21 protein-coding genes are annotated in these 15217 nt (G+C 66.9%); all 21 read left to right on the top strand.

What is annotated here, in order from left to right; translation table 11 throughout:
- Nucleotides 1–141: 141 nt before the first annotated feature.
- The 21 genes from EV666_RS00515 to EV666_RS00615 all read left to right on the top strand — a co-directional run bounded on the left by EV666_RS00515 (nt 142) and on the right by EV666_RS00615 (nt 15216).
- Nucleotides 142–393, top strand: coding sequence for a hypothetical protein (locus EV666_RS00515; RefSeq protein ID WP_132001305.1), 252 nt, complete (start codon nt 142–144; stop codon nt 391–393).
- On the top strand, nt 390–890 hold the full coding sequence (locus tag EV666_RS00520; RefSeq protein ID WP_132001308.1) for a phage regulatory CII family protein: 501 nt from the start codon (nt 390–392) through the stop codon (nt 888–890). The genes EV666_RS00515 and EV666_RS00520 overlap by 4 nt, the downstream gene beginning before the upstream one ends.
- Nucleotides 891–894: 4 nt before the next feature.
- On the top strand, nt 895–1110 hold the full coding sequence (locus EV666_RS00525) for a hypothetical protein (RefSeq protein ID WP_132001311.1): 216 nt from the start codon (nt 895–897) through the stop codon (nt 1108–1110).
- Complete coding sequence (locus EV666_RS00530; protein WP_132001314.1) at nt 1103–1453, top strand: dATP/dGTP diphosphohydrolase domain-containing protein; 351 nt, start codon at nt 1103–1105, stop codon at nt 1451–1453. The genes EV666_RS00525 and EV666_RS00530 overlap by 8 nt, the downstream gene beginning before the upstream one ends.
- A 93-nt stretch (nt 1454–1546) precedes the next feature.
- Nucleotides 1547–2737 (top strand): helix-turn-helix domain-containing protein, encoded by a 1191-nt coding sequence (locus tag EV666_RS00535; protein ID WP_165909843.1) that lies wholly within the window; start codon nt 1547–1549, stop codon nt 2735–2737.
- Entirely contained in the window at nt 2734–3288 is a 555-nt protein-coding gene (locus EV666_RS00540; RefSeq protein ID WP_132001320.1) for a hypothetical protein, read from the top strand. The genes EV666_RS00535 and EV666_RS00540 overlap by 4 nt, the downstream gene beginning before the upstream one ends.
- A 27-nt stretch (nt 3289–3315) precedes the next feature.
- Nucleotides 3316–3861 carry a hypothetical protein gene (locus tag EV666_RS00545; RefSeq protein ID WP_132001323.1) on the top strand — a complete coding sequence of 182 codons (546 nt, stop codon included), beginning with the start codon at nt 3316–3318 and terminating at the stop codon, nt 3859–3861.
- A gap of 105 nt (nt 3862–3966) precedes the next feature.
- Nucleotides 3967–4290 carry an HNH endonuclease signature motif containing protein gene (locus EV666_RS00550; RefSeq protein ID WP_132001326.1) on the top strand — a complete coding sequence of 108 codons (324 nt, stop codon included), beginning with the start codon at nt 3967–3969 and terminating at the stop codon, nt 4288–4290.
- Nucleotides 4291–4400: 110 nt separating this feature from the next.
- Nucleotides 4401–5099, top strand: a complete 699-nt coding sequence (locus tag EV666_RS00555) for a helix-turn-helix transcriptional regulator (protein ID WP_132001329.1) — start codon at nt 4401–4403, stop codon at nt 5097–5099.
- Nucleotides 5099–6844 carry a terminase large subunit domain-containing protein gene (locus EV666_RS00560; protein ID WP_132001332.1) on the top strand — a complete coding sequence of 582 codons (1746 nt, stop codon included), beginning with the start codon at nt 5099–5101 and terminating at the stop codon, nt 6842–6844. Before EV666_RS00555 ends, EV666_RS00560 begins: the two co-directional genes overlap by 1 nt.
- Nucleotides 6841–8070 carry a phage portal protein gene (locus EV666_RS00565; RefSeq protein ID WP_132001335.1) on the top strand — a complete coding sequence of 410 codons (1230 nt, stop codon included), beginning with the start codon at nt 6841–6843 and terminating at the stop codon, nt 8068–8070. Before EV666_RS00560 ends, EV666_RS00565 begins: the two co-directional genes overlap by 4 nt.
- Before the next feature lie 2 nt (nt 8071–8072).
- Nucleotides 8073–8726 carry an HK97 family phage prohead protease gene (locus EV666_RS00570; protein ID WP_165909844.1) on the top strand — a complete coding sequence of 218 codons (654 nt, stop codon included), beginning with the start codon at nt 8073–8075 and terminating at the stop codon, nt 8724–8726.
- A gap of 28 nt (nt 8727–8754) precedes the next feature.
- Complete coding sequence (locus EV666_RS00575) at nt 8755–10008, top strand: phage major capsid protein (RefSeq protein ID WP_132001341.1); 1254 nt, start codon at nt 8755–8757, stop codon at nt 10006–10008.
- A 6-nt stretch (nt 10009–10014) separates the two neighbouring features.
- Entirely contained in the window at nt 10015–10614 is a 600-nt protein-coding gene (locus EV666_RS00580; protein WP_132001344.1) for a head-tail connector protein, read from the top strand.
- Between the two features lie 14 nt (nt 10615–10628).
- A complete protein-coding gene (locus EV666_RS00585; protein WP_165909845.1) occupies nt 10629–10967 on the top strand; it encodes a head-tail adaptor protein in 339 nt (112 codons plus the stop codon).
- Nucleotides 10968–11141: 174 nt separating this feature from the next.
- On the top strand, nt 11142–11609 hold the full coding sequence (locus EV666_RS00595) for an HK97-gp10 family putative phage morphogenesis protein (protein ID WP_132001353.1): 468 nt from the start codon (nt 11142–11144) through the stop codon (nt 11607–11609).
- Entirely contained in the window at nt 11606–12004 is a 399-nt protein-coding gene (locus tag EV666_RS00600) for a DUF3168 domain-containing protein (RefSeq protein WP_132001356.1), read from the top strand. Before EV666_RS00595 ends, EV666_RS00600 begins: the two co-directional genes overlap by 4 nt.
- Nucleotides 12005–12058: 54 nt before the next feature.
- Nucleotides 12059–12511 carry a phage tail tube protein gene (locus EV666_RS00605; RefSeq protein ID WP_132001359.1) on the top strand — a complete coding sequence of 151 codons (453 nt, stop codon included), beginning with the start codon at nt 12059–12061 and terminating at the stop codon, nt 12509–12511.
- On the top strand, nt 12498–12938 hold the full coding sequence (locus tag EV666_RS00610) for a gene transfer agent family protein (RefSeq protein ID WP_132001362.1): 441 nt from the start codon (nt 12498–12500) through the stop codon (nt 12936–12938). The genes EV666_RS00605 and EV666_RS00610 overlap by 14 nt, the downstream gene beginning before the upstream one ends.
- A gap of 20 nt (nt 12939–12958) precedes the next feature.
- Nucleotides 12959–13087 (top strand): hypothetical protein, encoded by a 129-nt coding sequence (locus EV666_RS18750; protein ID WP_280990818.1) that lies wholly within the window; start codon nt 12959–12961, stop codon nt 13085–13087.
- A 32-nt stretch (nt 13088–13119) separates the two neighbouring features.
- Entirely contained in the window at nt 13120–15216 is a 2097-nt protein-coding gene (locus EV666_RS00615; protein ID WP_132001365.1) for a tape measure protein, read from the top strand.
- Nucleotide 15217 lies beyond the last annotated feature (1 nt).

Consider the following 15217-nt stretch of genomic DNA (forward strand, 5'->3'; position numbering starts at 1 on the left):
GGGCCTGGCTGAACTGGCCGGAGGCTTCGCCGCCTCCGGCCTTTTTGCCCACCCCCATCCGGTTATCGCGCACTCAACCCCGCCGCGCAGCGGGGATGCGCGCCCGGATTCCCCCGTTTCTCATTCCTGCTGGAGCCCGCCATGGCGCACATGACTGCGACCATCACCTTCCCGCGGCCGGACTGGCTGCACATGTTCGATTTTTCGTCGCTCTCGCCCATGCAGATGCTCGGCGTCGAGCAACTGGCGGCGCGCGACGGGATTTGCACGGTCGCGTTTTCGCAGGCGGGCGACGGCGTCATCGCCGCGCATGTGCGCCCCAGCGACGAACTGCTCCGTATCGTGCCGGAACTGGCGCATTTCGGCGTGGTCGGGGCGGGAGAGGCGGCATGAGCGCCACCATCCTGACCCCGGACATCATCCGCCATCGCATCAAGGGCGCGACGCGCGATCTGATCCGACTGTGCGGCGGCATCGAGCGCTGCGCCCAGCTCACCGGCTACAGCGACACGCAGGCCTCGCGCTGGCAGTGCCCCGGCGAAACCGCGACCATTCCGTTGCCGGCGGTTGTGGTGCTGGAGGCGGATTGCGGCCTGCCCACCGTCACGTCCGCCCTGGCGGCGCTGAACGGGCGCACGGTCGCCGCGCCGGAAAGCCCGGGCGACGCCATGCGCCGGTCAATCCTCGCCAATTTCGCCTGCGTCACCGCCAAATCCGCCGCCATGCAGAGCGCCGTTTCCGACGCGCTGGCCGACCGGATCGTGACGCCTGCGGAAGCCGAAATCATCGCCCGCACGATCGGCGACATGATCTCCAGCGGCCAGCGCTTCCATCAGGACATGGCCGTGATCAAGGCGCGCGGCGGCGCTGACCTGACAGAGCAGGAGTAGGGCGATGGCGCGCCTGAAACAAAGCGCCGCCCCGGCGCAGGAAGATGACGTGTGCTGGGTCTGCAAATGGCCGGCCGCCACGCCGCCGGGCGCGTGCGCAAAGGAGAACTGCGGCCTGCGCGACCAGATTCATGCAGCGCGCAACGCCACGCGGGCGCGGCTGGGCTTGCCGGCGCTGACGGCGCAGGCCGAATGGCGCAGGGGAGGCCGGCATGGCTGACAGGGCATATGGCGAGGCTGTCGCCGGCGCGCCGAAACCGGCGACCGACCTGTTGCCGCCAGACGTGCTGCTGGCCGTGGCCGGGCTGTTCGCGGCGAGCGCCGCCAAGCACGCCGGCCGCGACATCAACGCGCCGCGCCCGTGGAGCGCCGATTACGCCTCGTTGCAGCGGCATCTGCTGGCCTTCTGGGCCGGGGCGGATACGGACCCGGAAAGCGGCCAGGCGCAGGCGCTGCACATTGCGGCGCGCGCCATGATGCTGGCGGCCTCCGTGCTGCGCTACCCGGAGCAGGATGACCGGCCGCGCCTGACCTGCCCGCCGACAGGGCCGCCGGGCAGCTGATCTCCCCCTGAACTGAACCTAACCATCTGATTTGTAACGGGGTCCGCCAAGCGGATTTTTGCCGGCGCTTTTGTGCGTCGAATGGGTATCGCCGTGAGCATCAATGCAATGACCTGGGCCAAGGCGCAGGCCCGCAAGCTGGACGGGCCGGGCATCCGCCTTGTGCTGCTGTTGTTGGCCGACCGGGCCAATGACGATGACCATACCTGCTGGCCGTCGATCGCCCTGCTGGCGGATGAGGCCGGTGTCGATGAGCGGCAGGTCAAGCGCTACATCGCCGGCCTGCGCGAGGCCGGGCTGATCGAGGTTGGCCGGCTGGAAGGCGACCGCCGCCGCAGCTGCTACCGCATGCTGATCGGCGCGGAATCCATGTCTGCGATGAAAGGGGACATGGTGTCACCTATCGCAGAATCGGCGTCAACAAAATCAGATACTTACGATGAACAGGTGGCGGAAATGTCCCCTATTTCCGGCGATGGGTCTGACGACGGGAGAAAGGTGACATCTGCGACAGAAATAGGGGACATGGGTGACAAAAATAGGGGACACCACGCGCGCGGGAGTCTGGAACCCAAAAGAACCCAAAGGGAACCCTCACTCTCCGCGCGGGGCGCGGGCGAGAGAGAGGCTGGCCGGAAAGACGACCGGGAGCATGCCGACGAAACGTTCGCGGATCTGCTGGCCCGGTACGGGGCGACGGCCGACATGCGGATCAGCCAGGCCCGGGAGGCGTGGCGCAGGCTGTCGCGATCGGATCGCCGGGCGGCGCTGGCGGCGGTTGGCGAATACCTCGACAGCCGCAAGGCTGCTGGCCGCACCATGCCGATCGACATCGCCAACTGGATCGCCCGGCGCGTCTGGCTGGACGTGGCCGAGGCCCGGAAGCTGCGCAAGGCCGGTGAGGCCGGCGCATCGGCCAACGGGTTTCTGGCAGGCGAGGGGTCGGAGCAGTGGCGGGCGTGGCTGGTCTACTACCGCTGCCGGGGCATGCTCGGCATTCCGGAGCACCTGATCGAGCGCCATGCCGGGGCGCGGATGCTGCGGACCCGCGATGAGTGGCCCGTGGTGGGGCGCGGGCTGGACGCGGATACGAACCGCTGGGTGCTGGTGGAGCGCGGAACCCAGCAGTTCGGCGCGTGGATGAGCCGGCTGCGCGAGGGGCCAGGCGGCGTGATCAGCGCGCAATCGATGGCGGAGGGCGGCGCGGTGGCGCTGCGGGTGCCGCAGGAATGGCCGCCCTCGAAAAAGCTCAACGACGACGGCCAGGCGGAGGGCGCGGCATGACGGGCGCGGCGAAGGCGAACAGGCAGGCGAAGCGGCGGGCGGCGGCGAAAGCCCCGGCATGGCGCAGCAAGGTGGTCGAGGGCGAGCGGACGGTGGATGACCCGTACCAGCCGGGCCTGAAGGTCCGGGCGCGGGTCAATCTGGCCGAGCATCCGCTGGAGCTGATGCGGGCGCGCGGCCGGATCGACGATGCGCAATACGAGGCCGGCGTGCGGTTCCGGGCGATTTACGAACGGGCGATGATTGGCGGCGGCGGCGGCATCGACCCGGCGCGCATCAGGGTGGATGGCGGCGCGCCCGGCGACGCCTTCACCGACGATGTGGCCATGGCGCTCAACGATTTGCGCCGCCTCTCGCGCGATCTGGGCATGATCGGATACCGGGTGCTGCAGGCGGTGGCCGGGCAGGGCGAAACGATTTCCGATCTGGCGGCGCGGTGGCCGGGGACGGATGCGGAGCGGATAAAGCGTGACTATCTGATGCTCCGCGTTCGCGAGGCTTTGGAGTTTTTGGCTCTTGACGTTTGGGGCGCGCGCGGGCGCAGTGGGTAACCTGAAAGTGCCAGTTTGGGGGGAAGTATGCTCGAATTTGGGGAAAATACGCTCGAAGAGATCGCGAAGAATGCTTCACGCTCATTCGCAGAAAAATCCCGGGCTTTGGGCGCCATTAGGGGAACCCGCTACGAGAGGCGGGATTTCCCAATTGGCATTGGCGAATCCCATGATGGGGAATTCGATTATAAGCTGAGGCAGGGAATTTCTGAGGTAACGCGGGGGTTCTACTGGATGACCCTAAAGAGCGGATCATATCAGGCGGTAAGAGACGATTTTCTAAAAAATAAAAAGCCAGATATCGCTTATTCAAAACTTAATGCATTTGGCGATAATAAAGCTCTGTATGTTGGTAGATCGAGTAATTTGTTGGGTCGTATCAAGCAGCATATCATCGGCGGGCCGAAGGCGACATACGCGATGCATATGAGCACATGGGCTTATGATCTTGAGGGTTTGGTGCAGATCCATGCAGCCGCTTACCCTGATGCTGAAGATGACGTGTTGCAGGCATTGGAAGATGCCCTGTGGGATGAATTGACGCCGCTCTTTGGAAAGCGGGGGCCGCGCTGAGGCGGTTGACAACGGCGCCGTCGGAAGGCATGTTTCTGTCACCAGTGAGATTTGCGCCCGGGGCTGATAACCAGCCGCCGGGCGTTGTCGTTTCCGGTGGTCATCATGGCGCGTATCCGGGCGCTTCCGCCCCGCATCAGCACCGTCGCATCCCGCGTTCGCCCGCCGGCCAAGGTCCCCGATCCGTTCTACACCTCGCCCAACTGGCGGACCTTCGTCCGTGAGATCAAGCGCCAGCGCGGCTACCGCTGCGAAGGCTGCGGCATGGATTGCGCATCGTCGCCGCGCAGCCTGATCGGCGACCACGTGGTGGAGCGGAAGGACGGCGGCGCGGACTTCGATCCGCTCAACGTCCGCCTGCTCTGCCTCGGCTGCCACAACCGCAAAACCGCCGTCGCCCGCGACCGCCGGCTGGCGCGGCCCGTCTGACCAGGCGGCCAGAGGCAGGGGGGGCGGTCGAAAGTCCAGAACCGGCCCGCTCCCCCGCACCGGCCCCCAACTCATCTGCAGTTTTTTTTCGTGGCCAGGGTTTTTCCGGTATGCCGAAAGAAAACAAACAGCCAGGCCCCGGCCGGGCGGCGTGGTCGCCGACTGACGACCAGCGGGCGCTCGTTCGCCAGATGGCCGCCGCCGGTGACGTGCATGAGGCGATCGCCGCCGCGCTGGACATCAGCGTGCCGACGCTGCGCAAGCATTGCGCCGACGAATTGCGCGACCGGATGGGCGCGGATAACCTGTTTGCGGCCGCCGGGGATCAGGCTCCTGCCGGGACGCCCCGTGCCCCCACACTCAAACGCCCCGGCGCCGGCGGCCGCAAGCGCTACCAGCCCCTGACCCGCGACCGCGAACGCGTCGCCGCCCTTGTCGCCGCCGGCATGCCGGTGGGCGACATCGCCCGCGCCCTCGACATCACGGCCCCGACGCTGCGCCGCCACTTCCGCGATGAGCTGGCGACTGGCGGCGCTCGCAAGCGGGCCGAGGTGATCGACGCCCTGTTCCGCGCGGCGCTCAAGGGCAGCGTGGCCGCCCAGAAGCTGGCGATCGAGATGATGGACCGCGCCGACCTTGGCGAACTGAGCCGCAATCTCGGCCAGGGCGCGACAGCCGCCGCCGCGCCGGAGGCGGAGCGCGCCGAACCGCTTGGCAAGAAAGCGCAGGCTGATCAGGACGCGCGCGGCGTGATCGAGAAAAGCAGGTGGGCCGGTCTGCTCGCCGGCGGAACCCCGCTGCCGAACTGATGGCTGGCTGGTCGTTCGCGCAACCGGACTGGGTCGACAGGCTCCGCTCCGGGCGCTCCCTCGTGCCCGCACTGCCGCTGGACGTGGCGGCGGCCGCGCGCGCTGCGGCGATCTTCGACATGCTGCGCCTGCCGGACGTGCCGGGCCTGCCGATGCTGCGCGATGCGGCCGGCGACTGGTTCCGCGACATTGTCCGCGCCATCTTCGGTTCGCTCGATCCGGACACCGGCGTTCGCCGCGTGCGCGGCGTCTTCGTGCTGGTGCCGAAGAAAAACTCGAAGACGACGAACGGCGCGGCCCTGATGCTCACGGCGCTGTTGCTCAACCAGCGGCCCAGCGCGCTGTTCGGCCTGTTCGGGCCAACGCAGGAAATCGCCGACATCGCCTTCCAGGCGGTCGCCGGCATGGTGGCGATCGACCCGGAACTGTCGAAGCTCCTGCATGTGCGCGAGCACAAAAAGGACGTGGTGCACCGGATCACCGGCGCCCGCCTGAAGGTCACGACCTTCGACACCAAGGTCGCCACCGGCGGCAAGTTCTCTGGCTGGCTGCTGGACGAAATGCACCTGCTGGGCCGGGCGCCGTACACCGATCGCGTGCTGGCCCAGCTGCGCGGCGCACGCTCGGCGATCACGGAGAGTTTCGGCGTCATTATCACGACGCAGTCTGACCTGCCGCCGGCCGGGGCCTTCAAGGCGGAGCTGGACGCCGCCCGGGCGATCCGCGACGGAGCGGTCGACAGCGATGAGGTTCTGCCGGTTCTGTATGAGTTCCCCAAGGCCATGCAGGTCGCGGAGGATGCGCCCTGGCGGGATGAGGCCAACTGGCCGCTGGTCACCCCGAACCTCGGCAAGTCGGTGTCCATGGTGGTGCTGCGGCAGGATTACGCCGCCGCGAAGGGCAAGGGCGATGAGGCTGAACGCCTGTGGGCGTCGCAGCACCTCAATATCCAGATCGGCATGGCCCTCCACAACAACCGCTGGGAGGGCGTCGATTACTGGCAGCGCGCGGCGGTTCCGGGGCTGACGCTCGATGGCCTGATGCGCCGCTGCGACGTGGTGACGGTCGGCATTGACGGCGGCGGCCTCGACGACCTGCTGGGCCTTGTCGTCATCGGCCGCGAAAAGGGCACCCGCCGCTGGCTTGCATGGGGCAGGGCGTGGGCCGACCGGGGCATCGTCAGGCTGCGCGAGGGGATCGTGTCGCAGCTGCGCGATTTCGAGCGCAACGGCGATTTCGTGTTTGTCGACATCGCCGAAAAGGTGCCGGCCGCCGGCGAGGATCCGGACGGGACCGCCGAAAACGACGACGTCGCCGAGGTCGCCGACATCGTGCTGCGCCTTCACAAGGCCGGCCTCCTGCCGGAGCGGGCCGGGATCGGCGTCGACGCGGTCGGCATCGCGGCGATCCTTGATGCGCTGGCCGCCCGTGAAATTCCCGGCGAATGCATCGCCGCCGTGCCGCAGGGCTATCGCCTTTCCGGCGTCATCAAGGGCGCGGCGCGAAAGCTGAAAGACGGCACGCTGAAGCATTGCGGCCAGCCGCTGATGGCCTGGGCGGTCAGCAACGCCCGCACCGAATTGCGCGGCTCCGCCACGCTGATCACCAAGCAGGTTTCCGGCGCGGCGAAAATCGACCCGCTGATCGCCCTGCTGAACGCCTTCGACCTGATGAGCCGTAACCCGGAGCCCGCCAATGACACTGGCATTGACGACTACATCGCCGGGCTGAGGGGGGCTGCGTGAACCTCTTTCGCAAAATGGCCGGCTGGTTTGCGCCGCGCCCGCTGTCGCTCACCGATGCGGACGCATGGCGTGGCGGCGTCGACCTGCCGGACATGGTGACCGATACGTCGGTGCTGTCGCTGTCCGCCGCCTGGGCCTGTCTCAACCTGCTGGCCGGCACGATCGCCTCCCTGCCGCTGGTGGTTTACCGCGACCGGAAGGATGGCGGCCGCGACGTCGCCAGCGACCATCCGCTGTACGCCATCCTGCATGACAGCCCCAATGATGAGCAGACGGCGCTGGATTTCTGGGAGCAGGCCTGTCTGGCGCTGGAACTGCGCGGCAACGCCTATGCGGAAAAACTGCGCATCGGCGATCGTGTCGTCGGCCTTTACCCGATCCATCCTGACGCCATGTCGGTGCGTCGGCAGCCGGGCCGGCGGCTGGAATACAGCTGGCGTGATGAGGACGGCGTGGTTCGCGTCGGCTCCAGCCGCGATGTGCTGCATATCCGTGGTTTCGGCGGCGATGCGCGCGGCGGCATCTCCACCCTGTCGCACGCCCGCAAGGCGTTCGCGCTGGCCTCATCCGTCAACGCCGCCGCCCACAAGACCTTCCAGAACGGCCTGCGCCCCTCCGGCGTCATCACCTTCGAAAAGTTCCTGACGGCGGAGCAGCGCGTCGAGATCGAAAAGCTGCTGCTCGACAAGTTCACCGGCGCCATGAACGCCGGCCGCCCGATGATCCTGGAGGGCGGCACGAAATGGGAACAGCTGACCATCGATCCCGAAGACGCCCAGATGCTGGAGTCGCGGTCGTTCTCGGTGGAGGAAATCGCCCGCATCTTCGGCGTGCCGCCGTCCATGATCGGCCATACCGAAAAGTCGACCAGTTGGGGCACCGGCATCGAACAGCAGGCGCTGGGCTTCCAGAAGTTCACCCTGCGCCGCCGGCTGAAACGCATCGAGCAGGCGCTGGCGCGGCAGTTGTTGTCGCCGGCCGATCGCGCCGCCGGCATCGTCATCGAATTCAATCTGGAAGGGCTGCTGCGCGGCGACAGCGCGGCGCGGGCCACATTCTACCAGACCCTGCTGCAATGCGGGGTCATGACCATCAATGAGGTGCGGGCGCTGGAGAACCTGCCGCCGGTCGCCGGCGGCGACGTGCCCCGCATGCAGGCGCAGAACATCCCGATCACACAGGCAAACGGCATTGGCCACGACGGCGGGCCGCCGCTGGAGGAATGACCATGCTGACAACCCATTGCTTTGCGCTGGAGGTCAAGGCCGCCGGCGAGGCGGGCGTTTTTGAGGGTTACGCCTCGACCTTCGGTGATGTCGACCAGGGCGGCGATGTCGTCGAGCCCGGCGCGTTCGTCGAATCCGTGGTGAAGGCGCGCGCCTCCGGCCGCGCCATCCCCATGCTCTGGCAGCACGACCAGCGCGAGCCGATCGGCGTTTGGGAGGATATCGCCGAGGATGCGCGCGGCCTGTTCGTGCGCGGCCAGTTGCTGGTCGAGGATGACCCGCTCGCCCGCCGCGCCCACCGGCTGCTGAAGGCGAAGGCGCTTGGCGGCCTGTCGATCGGCTTTGTCATTCCGGCTGGCGGCGCGGCCATGGATGAGCGCCGCCCCGGCGTCAGGCGGCTGAAAAAGGTCGACCAGCGCGAAATTTCCCTGGTCACCATGCCCATGAACACGCGGGCGAAGGTGACCAGCGTCAAATCCATTCTCGACGGCGGCCGCATGCCGACCGTCCGCGAATTTGAGGGCTTCCTGCGGGAGGCAGGGTTCTCGAAAAGCCTTGCGGCGGCCATCGCCGTCAAGGCGACGCCGCACCTTCGGGGGGAGCCCGAGGCAAAGGCGGATGACGCGCTGGCCTTCCTGCAGGCCATGCGCAGCTGACAATCCCCCAATTCCCCGGAGTTTCCCCATGAGCACCGAGACCAAAACGGCGGCTGAGCTGGCCGCCGAAATCAAGGCTGACCATCAGAAGGCTTTCGACGCCGTGAAGGCCATCGCCGAAGACGCGCTTGGCAAGGTCGCCGGCGGTGAAAAACTGTCCACCGCCGCCAAGGCGACGGCGGATGAGGCGCTGACCAAAATGAACGGCCTTGCCAAACAGCTCGCCGATCTTGAGCAGATCGTGGCGAAGGGCGCGCAGCCCGGCGCTGGCGATCCGCCGCGGTCGATCGGCGAACAGCTGGTGAGCGGCGAAAGCTTCAAGGCGTTCTCCGACGCCAGCTTCGCCAAGTCCCATGGCGGCGCGGATATCCAGATCAAGGCGACGCTCACGTCGGCCACGACGGACGCGCCCGGTTCGATTGGCGCAGCGGTCGCGCCGACGCGCCTGCCTGGAATTCAGCCGCTGCCGCAGCGCCGGATGACCATCCGGGGCCTGATTTCCCCTGGCCAGATGAGCGGATCGACCATCGAATATGTCCAGGAGACCGGCTTCACGAATAACGCCGGCATGGTGGCGGAGGGGGCGGCCAAGCCGTCGTCCGATATCCAGCTCGGGCTGGTGTCGACCGGCGCCCGGGTCGTGGCCCACTGGATGAAGGCGTCGCGGCAGATCCTGTCTGACGTGCCGCAGCTGCAGTCCATCATTGACCAGCGCCTGCTGTATGGCCTGGCCATGAAAGAGGAACAGCAGATCCTGTATGGCGACGGAACCGGTCAGAACCTGATGGGCATCGTCCCGCAGGCGTCGACATATGCGCCGGCCATCACGCTCGCCGACGCCACCCGGATCGACATGATCCGCCTCGCCATGTTGCAGGCGGCGCTGGCCGAGTATCCGGCGACGGGCCACGTCATGAACCCGATCGACTGGACCGGGATCGAGCTGACCAAGGATGAGCTTGGCCGCTACATCATCGGCAATCCGCAGGGCACGGCGCAGCCGTCGCTGTGGGGGCTGCCGGTTGTGTCGACGCAGGCGATCACCGTTGGCACGTTCCTCACCGGCGCGTTCCAGATGGGCGCGCAGCTGTTCGACCGCTGGGCGGGCCGTGTTGAGGTCGGTTATGAGAATGACGACTTCACGAAAAACCTCGTGACCATCCTGGCGGAGGAGCGGATTGCGCTGGCGGTTTACCGGCCGGAGGCGTTCGTCTCCGGTGCGTTCAGCGCCTCCGGGACTGATCCTGATCCCGATGAGGGGTCCGGGACTGAAGGCGACTGATCCGCCATGCTGCGCCTGCCGCCCTGGCGCGTCACGGCTCCGGCCGTGACGCCCGTCACCCTGGCCGCCGCCAAACAGCATCTGGCTGTCGACCACGATGAGCACGATGACCGGATCACCCTGGCCATCGACGCGGCGACGGCGCATCTGGATGGCTATGCCGGCATCCTTGGCCGCGCCCTGGTGCGGCAGACGTGGCGCGAACATGTCGCGTTCTGGCCGGCGGGGCGCTGCGTCCCGCTGGCGCTTGCGCCGGTCCTGTCCGTCGCTTCCGTTACCTGCCGCACGGCGGCGGGGGATCAGGTGACCCTGCCGGAAACGGCCTATCGGGTTCTCGCCGAAGCGGGCGATCCGGTGTTGCTCATCAGCATGACGGCCGATCTGCCGACGCTGGAGCGTGCGCCGGACGCCGTCACCATCACCTATGAGGCGGGCTATGGCGATCCCGCCGACGTGCCGGCCCCGCTGCGCGCCGCCATCCTGATGATGGTTGGTGACCAGTACCGCTTCACGGAGACGGCGGCGCTGGGCGTGGCGTCCGCCGTTCCCATGTCGGTCACGGTCGATCGCCTTGTTGCGCCGTTCCGGCGTTTTCGGGTGTCGTGATGCAGGCGGCTGGCGTGCGTTACCGGCACCGCGTCCGGTTTGAGGTCCGGCAGCCCCAGCCCGATGACGGTTCCGGCAATGTCATCCCGGAAGCCTGGACTGCGGTGGTCACCGTCTGGGCTGGCTGGCGGCCAAAGTTCGGGCGGGAGCAGATCGTCGCCGGCGCGCTCGAAAGCACGGCGCAGGGCGTGCTCACCGTGCTGGCGTTCAGCACAACCATGGCCATCCGGCCTGACCATCGCGTGGTGTTCGTCGCCGGGCCGTACCGGGGGCGCACCTTTGGCGTCCATTCGGTCACGCCGACGATCGACGGCCGCGAAATCGAATTCCTGCTGGTCGAGGGGGATTCGTGATGCCGTGGGTCACGTTCATCGCGGATTTTGACTGGCGGCCGCCGGAACTGAACGGGCGCTGGCTGCGCGCCTACAGGGCTGGCTCCACTCATCTGGTCACCACGCCGTGCGCCCGGGCAGCGTGCGCGGCGGGCAGGGCCACGCCGGCGCAGCGGCCGGGAAGGGATGCGGGACATGGCGAAAATCAGCAGGCGCAAGGAACTGCTGCGCAAGCTGGCGGCGATGCCGGATAATGTCCGCGCCGCGGTGAAGCCGGCCATCCGGCAGGGGGCGGAGGAGGTCGTGGCGATGCAAAAGCGCCTCGCCCCGGTTCGCACCGGAGATCTGCGCGCCTCGATAACGGCGACGTATGGCGGCGCGCTGCCGCGTTACGCCAGCCTCAAATCAGCGTCCGCCAGCGATCGCGGCGATCCGGATTTGACGGCGACCGTCACCGCCGGAAACGATCTGGTGCGCTACGCCCATCTGGTCGAGTTCGGGGCGGCCCCGCATGTGGCCGGCGGGAAGTTCAGCGGGGCCAAACACCCCGGCGCAAAGGCCGAGCCTTTCTTCTATCCCGGTTACCGCGCCGTCCGTCGCCGGGTCAAAACCCGCATCAGCCGGGCGATGGGCAAGGCGGTGCGCGCGGGCGCGAAAAAATGAGCGATCCGTCGCCGGAAATTCAGGAGGCGGTGCGTCAGGCGCTGGCCGCGCCGCTCGCCCCGCTTGTCAGTGGCCAGATTTACGATCGCGTGCCGCAGGGGACGAAGCCGCCATATCTGTGGCTCACCGGCTGGCAGGTGCTGGTCGATCGCGCCGACTGCCTCGACGGCGCGGAAGTATTCTTCGACGTGCAGGCGGTGGCGCGCGGTCCCGGCCGTATGCCGGCAGCCCGCATCGCCGCCGCCGTCGTCGCGGCGCTCGATGGCCTGGAGCCGGTGATCGCCGGTCACGATGGGCTCCAGATCCAGCACAATTCCACGCGCTATCTGCCGCCGGATGACGGCGAGACGACGCGCGCGGTCATCACCTTCAGCACGCTTGCTGACGCGACGTAGCCCGGCCGGCGCGCCGGCCTCCTTCACAGGCACATATATATAAGGAGTCAGATCATGGCGCAGGCGAAGACTGTGCGCTTTTCGGGGCTGCGCGTCCTGTTGGGCGATGACGAGGAACCGGAAGTGTTCGCCGCCCCGTGCGGCTTTACGGAGCGGTCGCTGACCCTCTCCAAGGAACTGGGCAGCACCAATGTTCCCGATTGCACGGACGAAGACGCCGCGCCGTGGACGGAGCGGGACGTCACCTCAAAGTCCGCTGAAATCGGCGGGCAGGGCGTTCTCGACATCACGGCGCTGGCCGTCTGGCAGGAGCGTTTCGCCAGTGACGCCTCCGGCAATGCCCGTGTCGAGGTCTGGCGGGCCGGCGTGATGATCGGCCACTGGCTGGGAGCCTTCCATCTTGAAAGCCTTGAGATCGGGGCGACGCAGGGCGAGCGCGCCACCATTCAGGTGAGCATGCAGAGCGACGGCGCTGTCACATGGGTCGAAGGGGATGATGGTGACTGATGAAAACCGTAACGGTGTCGTCGAGACTGATTTCGGCGACGGGCCGCACCGTTTCCGCCTGGCCATGGGTGAGCTGGAGGAACTGCAGGAAAAAACGGGCGTGGGGCCGTTTGTCCTGATGCAACGGTTTATCTCCGGCGAATGGCGCGTCGGGGATGTGCGCGAGACGGTGCGGCTTGGCCTCATCGGCGGCGGCATGGAGCCGCTGGCGGCGCTCCGGCTTGTGCGGCGCTATGTTGATGAGAAGAACTGGTGGATTTCCCACACGGCGCTGGCGAAGGTCATCATGATGGCGGCGCTCGCCGGGGCCCCGGAGGAACTGCCGGGAAAAGGCGACGCGCCGGAGGAGATGAACGGGGCGTCGAACTTCCGGACGGACGCCTCGCCTTCGGCGCGTTCTACGGAGCAGCCTGCGCAGCCGGAATAGCCGTCAGTGAATTCCGCGCCATGACCTGGTGGCAGTTCACGGAAGCGGTTGATGGCTATGTCGCCGCCAATTCCGACCCGTCGAAGGACGGGCTTAGCGATATCGAAACAGAACAGCTTTGGGCGCTGGCCCAATTGCCGGACGCCTGACGCGCCCGGGCGCTTGCTGATTGCGAGGCTGCATGGCTGCGACCGATCTTGAACGCCTGACGGTGACGCTCGAAGCCAGCGTCAAGGCGTTTGAAAACCAGATGAAAAAGGCCAACCGGACCGCCAACGCCCAATTGTCGAAGATCGAGAACCGGGCGAGCCGGATGGAGGCGAGCCTCGGCTCCAGCCTGTCCGGCATCGGGCGCTCGATGCTTGGCGTCGGCGCCGCCATTGCCGGATCACAGGGCGCGCGGGCCATCGCCGCCGCCGCCCAGCAGTACACCGCGATGCAAAACGCCCTGAAGTCCACCGGGCTTGAGGGCAAGGCGCTGGAGGGCACGTTCAGCAGTCTGTTCCAGATCGCGCAGAAAAACGGCACGGAGATGGGGCCGTTGGTCACCCTCTACGGGCGCATGTCGACGGCGCAGAAGGAGCTGAACGCATCCAGCGCGGAGATGATGCAATTCACGGAAGCCGTGTCGCTTGCGTTGAAGGTGTCCGGGTCCAGTACGCAGGAAGCGTCCGGCGCGCTGCTGCAGCTGTCGCAGGCCATGGGCGGCGGCAAGATTCAGGCGGAGGAATACAACAGCCTGATCGACGGGGCGCGGCCGCTTCTGCAGGCGGTCGCCGCCGGCATGGAAGAGGCTGGCGGGTCTGTCTCGAAGCTGACGGCGCTTGTGAAGGACGGCAAGGTTTCCAGCGAGGCGTTCTTCCGCGCCGCCCTGGCCGGGATGCCGACGCTTGAGCAGCAGTCCAGCAAGATGGCCGGCACGGTAGATCAGTCGATCAATCAGGTGACGAACGCGTTCACCGTGCTTGTCGGCAAACTGGATGAGACAGTCGGGGCCAGCCAGAACGCCGCCACCAATCTGGCGGGCGTGGCGCAGGTCATCGGCCAGATCCCTGCCTATGTGGATTCCGCCGCCAACAGCCTGTCGAAGCTGCAGGCGTGGCTCAATCAGGTTGGCAACAATCCGTTCTGGCGCAAGCTGGGCGAATTGGCCGGGCTTGATTACTCCCCGGAGGGCATCCGCCGCGCCGGGCTTACGCCAATGCCGGGGTCGAACCTATCGGAATCAGACAAGGGGGCAATGCGCAACGAGCTGGCCAGGCTCGAAGGCGACATGGCGAAGCTGAAGGCGCAGGGGAATACCCTGGGCGTATGGGATGCCGAAAAGCGCATTTCATATCTGCGCGGTAATTTGGCCAGCGGCTCGCGGGTAATATCCGACAAGCCGTTCGGGCCGGAACAGCCCAGGGCGGTAAAGCCAATCCGTAACGCTGATTACGCCGTGCCCGGAGCGGAGAAAAAAGGCAAATCTGGCGGCGGCGGCAAGAGCGATGAGGAAACCCGCTACGATCAGGTCGCGCGGTATATTGAGCAACTGGAGAGGTCCGGCCGCATCCTGCAGGCAGAGTTCGATACCATTGGCAAATCCAACGCGGAGCGCGCCAAGGCCATCGAACTGGCCCGCATTGGCGAGGTGACGGATCAGGGCCAGCTTGCCGCGATCGAAAAGCAGGTCGCCGCCAATGAAAAGTTGCGGGAGGCTATAGAGGATGCCAGGCGATCCCAGAAGGGGTTGCAGGAGGTCGCCCACTTCACCGGCGACCAGATCATGAACGTGTTCGACGATCTGATCGACGGATCCGGGAATCTCGCGGACAGTATCAAAAACGTCGCCAAATCCCTGGCCAGCGCAGCCTTGCAGGCGGCCCTGCTGGGTAATGGCCCGCTGGGCAACCTCTTTGGCACGGGCGGCAAGGGTGGCGGCGTCGGCGGCCTGATCGGCATGCTGTTCAACGGCGTTTCGGCCCCCGGCAAGGCCAGCGGCGGTCCCGTCAGCGCCGGCCGGCCGTATATTGTCGGCGAGCGCCGGCCCGAATTGTTCATTCCGTCGACCGGCGGCCGCATTGCGCCGCGCCTGCCCGGCGGGGGCGGAACCAGCGTCATCATCAACAATTACGAAGGCGCGCCGGTCGCCAGCCGGACAAACGCCAACGGTGACACCCAGATCGATATTGGCCGGATGGTCGATAGTGCGCTGGCTGAGCGCATCGCTAGCGGGCGAGGAATGACGTCAAAAGCGATCACCGCCCGGGCGTCGCGGGCCAATTTGAAGGGCTGAC

Source organism: Camelimonas lactis, from assembly GCF_004342915.1.
GTDB classification, from domain to species: Bacteria; Pseudomonadota; Alphaproteobacteria; order Rhizobiales; family Beijerinckiaceae; genus Camelimonas; species Camelimonas lactis.

Bases quoted from the DNA above. Each gene is read 5' to 3' on its own strand.
- EV666_RS00610 (WP_132001362.1), top strand. From the start codon at position 12,498: ATGATGGTGACTGATGAAAACCGTAACGGTGTCGTCGAGACTGATTTC.
- EV666_RS00615 (WP_132001365.1), top strand. From the start codon at position 13,120: ATGGCTGCGACCGATCTTGAACGCCTGACGGTGACGCTCGAAGCCAGC.
- EV666_RS00520 (WP_132001308.1), top strand. From the start codon at position 390: ATGAGCGCCACCATCCTGACCCCGGACATCATCCGCCATCGCATCAAG.
- EV666_RS00575 (WP_132001341.1), top strand. From the start codon at position 8,755: ATGAGCACCGAGACCAAAACGGCGGCTGAGCTGGCCGCCGAAATCAAG.
- EV666_RS00595 (WP_132001353.1), top strand. From the start codon at position 11,142: ATGGCGAAAATCAGCAGGCGCAAGGAACTGCTGCGCAAGCTGGCGGCG.
- EV666_RS00570 (WP_165909844.1), top strand. From the start codon at position 8,073: ATGCTGACAACCCATTGCTTTGCGCTGGAGGTCAAGGCCGCCGGCGAG.
- EV666_RS00540 (WP_132001320.1), top strand. From the start codon at position 2,734: ATGACGGGCGCGGCGAAGGCGAACAGGCAGGCGAAGCGGCGGGCGGCG.
- EV666_RS00525 (WP_132001311.1), top strand. From the start codon at position 895: ATGGCGCGCCTGAAACAAAGCGCCGCCCCGGCGCAGGAAGATGACGTG.
- EV666_RS18750 (WP_280990818.1), top strand. From the start codon at position 12,959: ATGACCTGGTGGCAGTTCACGGAAGCGGTTGATGGCTATGTCGCCGCC.
- EV666_RS00555 (WP_132001329.1), top strand. From the start codon at position 4,401: ATGCCGAAAGAAAACAAACAGCCAGGCCCCGGCCGGGCGGCGTGGTCG.
- EV666_RS00545 (WP_132001323.1), top strand. From the start codon at position 3,316: ATGCTCGAATTTGGGGAAAATACGCTCGAAGAGATCGCGAAGAATGCT.
- EV666_RS00600 (WP_132001356.1), top strand. From the start codon at position 11,606: ATGAGCGATCCGTCGCCGGAAATTCAGGAGGCGGTGCGTCAGGCGCTG.
- EV666_RS00605 (WP_132001359.1), top strand. From the start codon at position 12,059: ATGGCGCAGGCGAAGACTGTGCGCTTTTCGGGGCTGCGCGTCCTGTTG.
- EV666_RS00560 (WP_132001332.1), top strand. From the start codon at position 5,099: ATGGCTGGCTGGTCGTTCGCGCAACCGGACTGGGTCGACAGGCTCCGC.
- EV666_RS00580 (WP_132001344.1), top strand. From the start codon at position 10,015: ATGCTGCGCCTGCCGCCCTGGCGCGTCACGGCTCCGGCCGTGACGCCC.
- EV666_RS00530 (WP_132001314.1), top strand. From the start codon at position 1,103: ATGGCTGACAGGGCATATGGCGAGGCTGTCGCCGGCGCGCCGAAACCG.
- EV666_RS00515 (WP_132001305.1), top strand. From the start codon at position 142: ATGGCGCACATGACTGCGACCATCACCTTCCCGCGGCCGGACTGGCTG.
- EV666_RS00550 (WP_132001326.1), top strand. From the start codon at position 3,967: ATGGCGCGTATCCGGGCGCTTCCGCCCCGCATCAGCACCGTCGCATCC.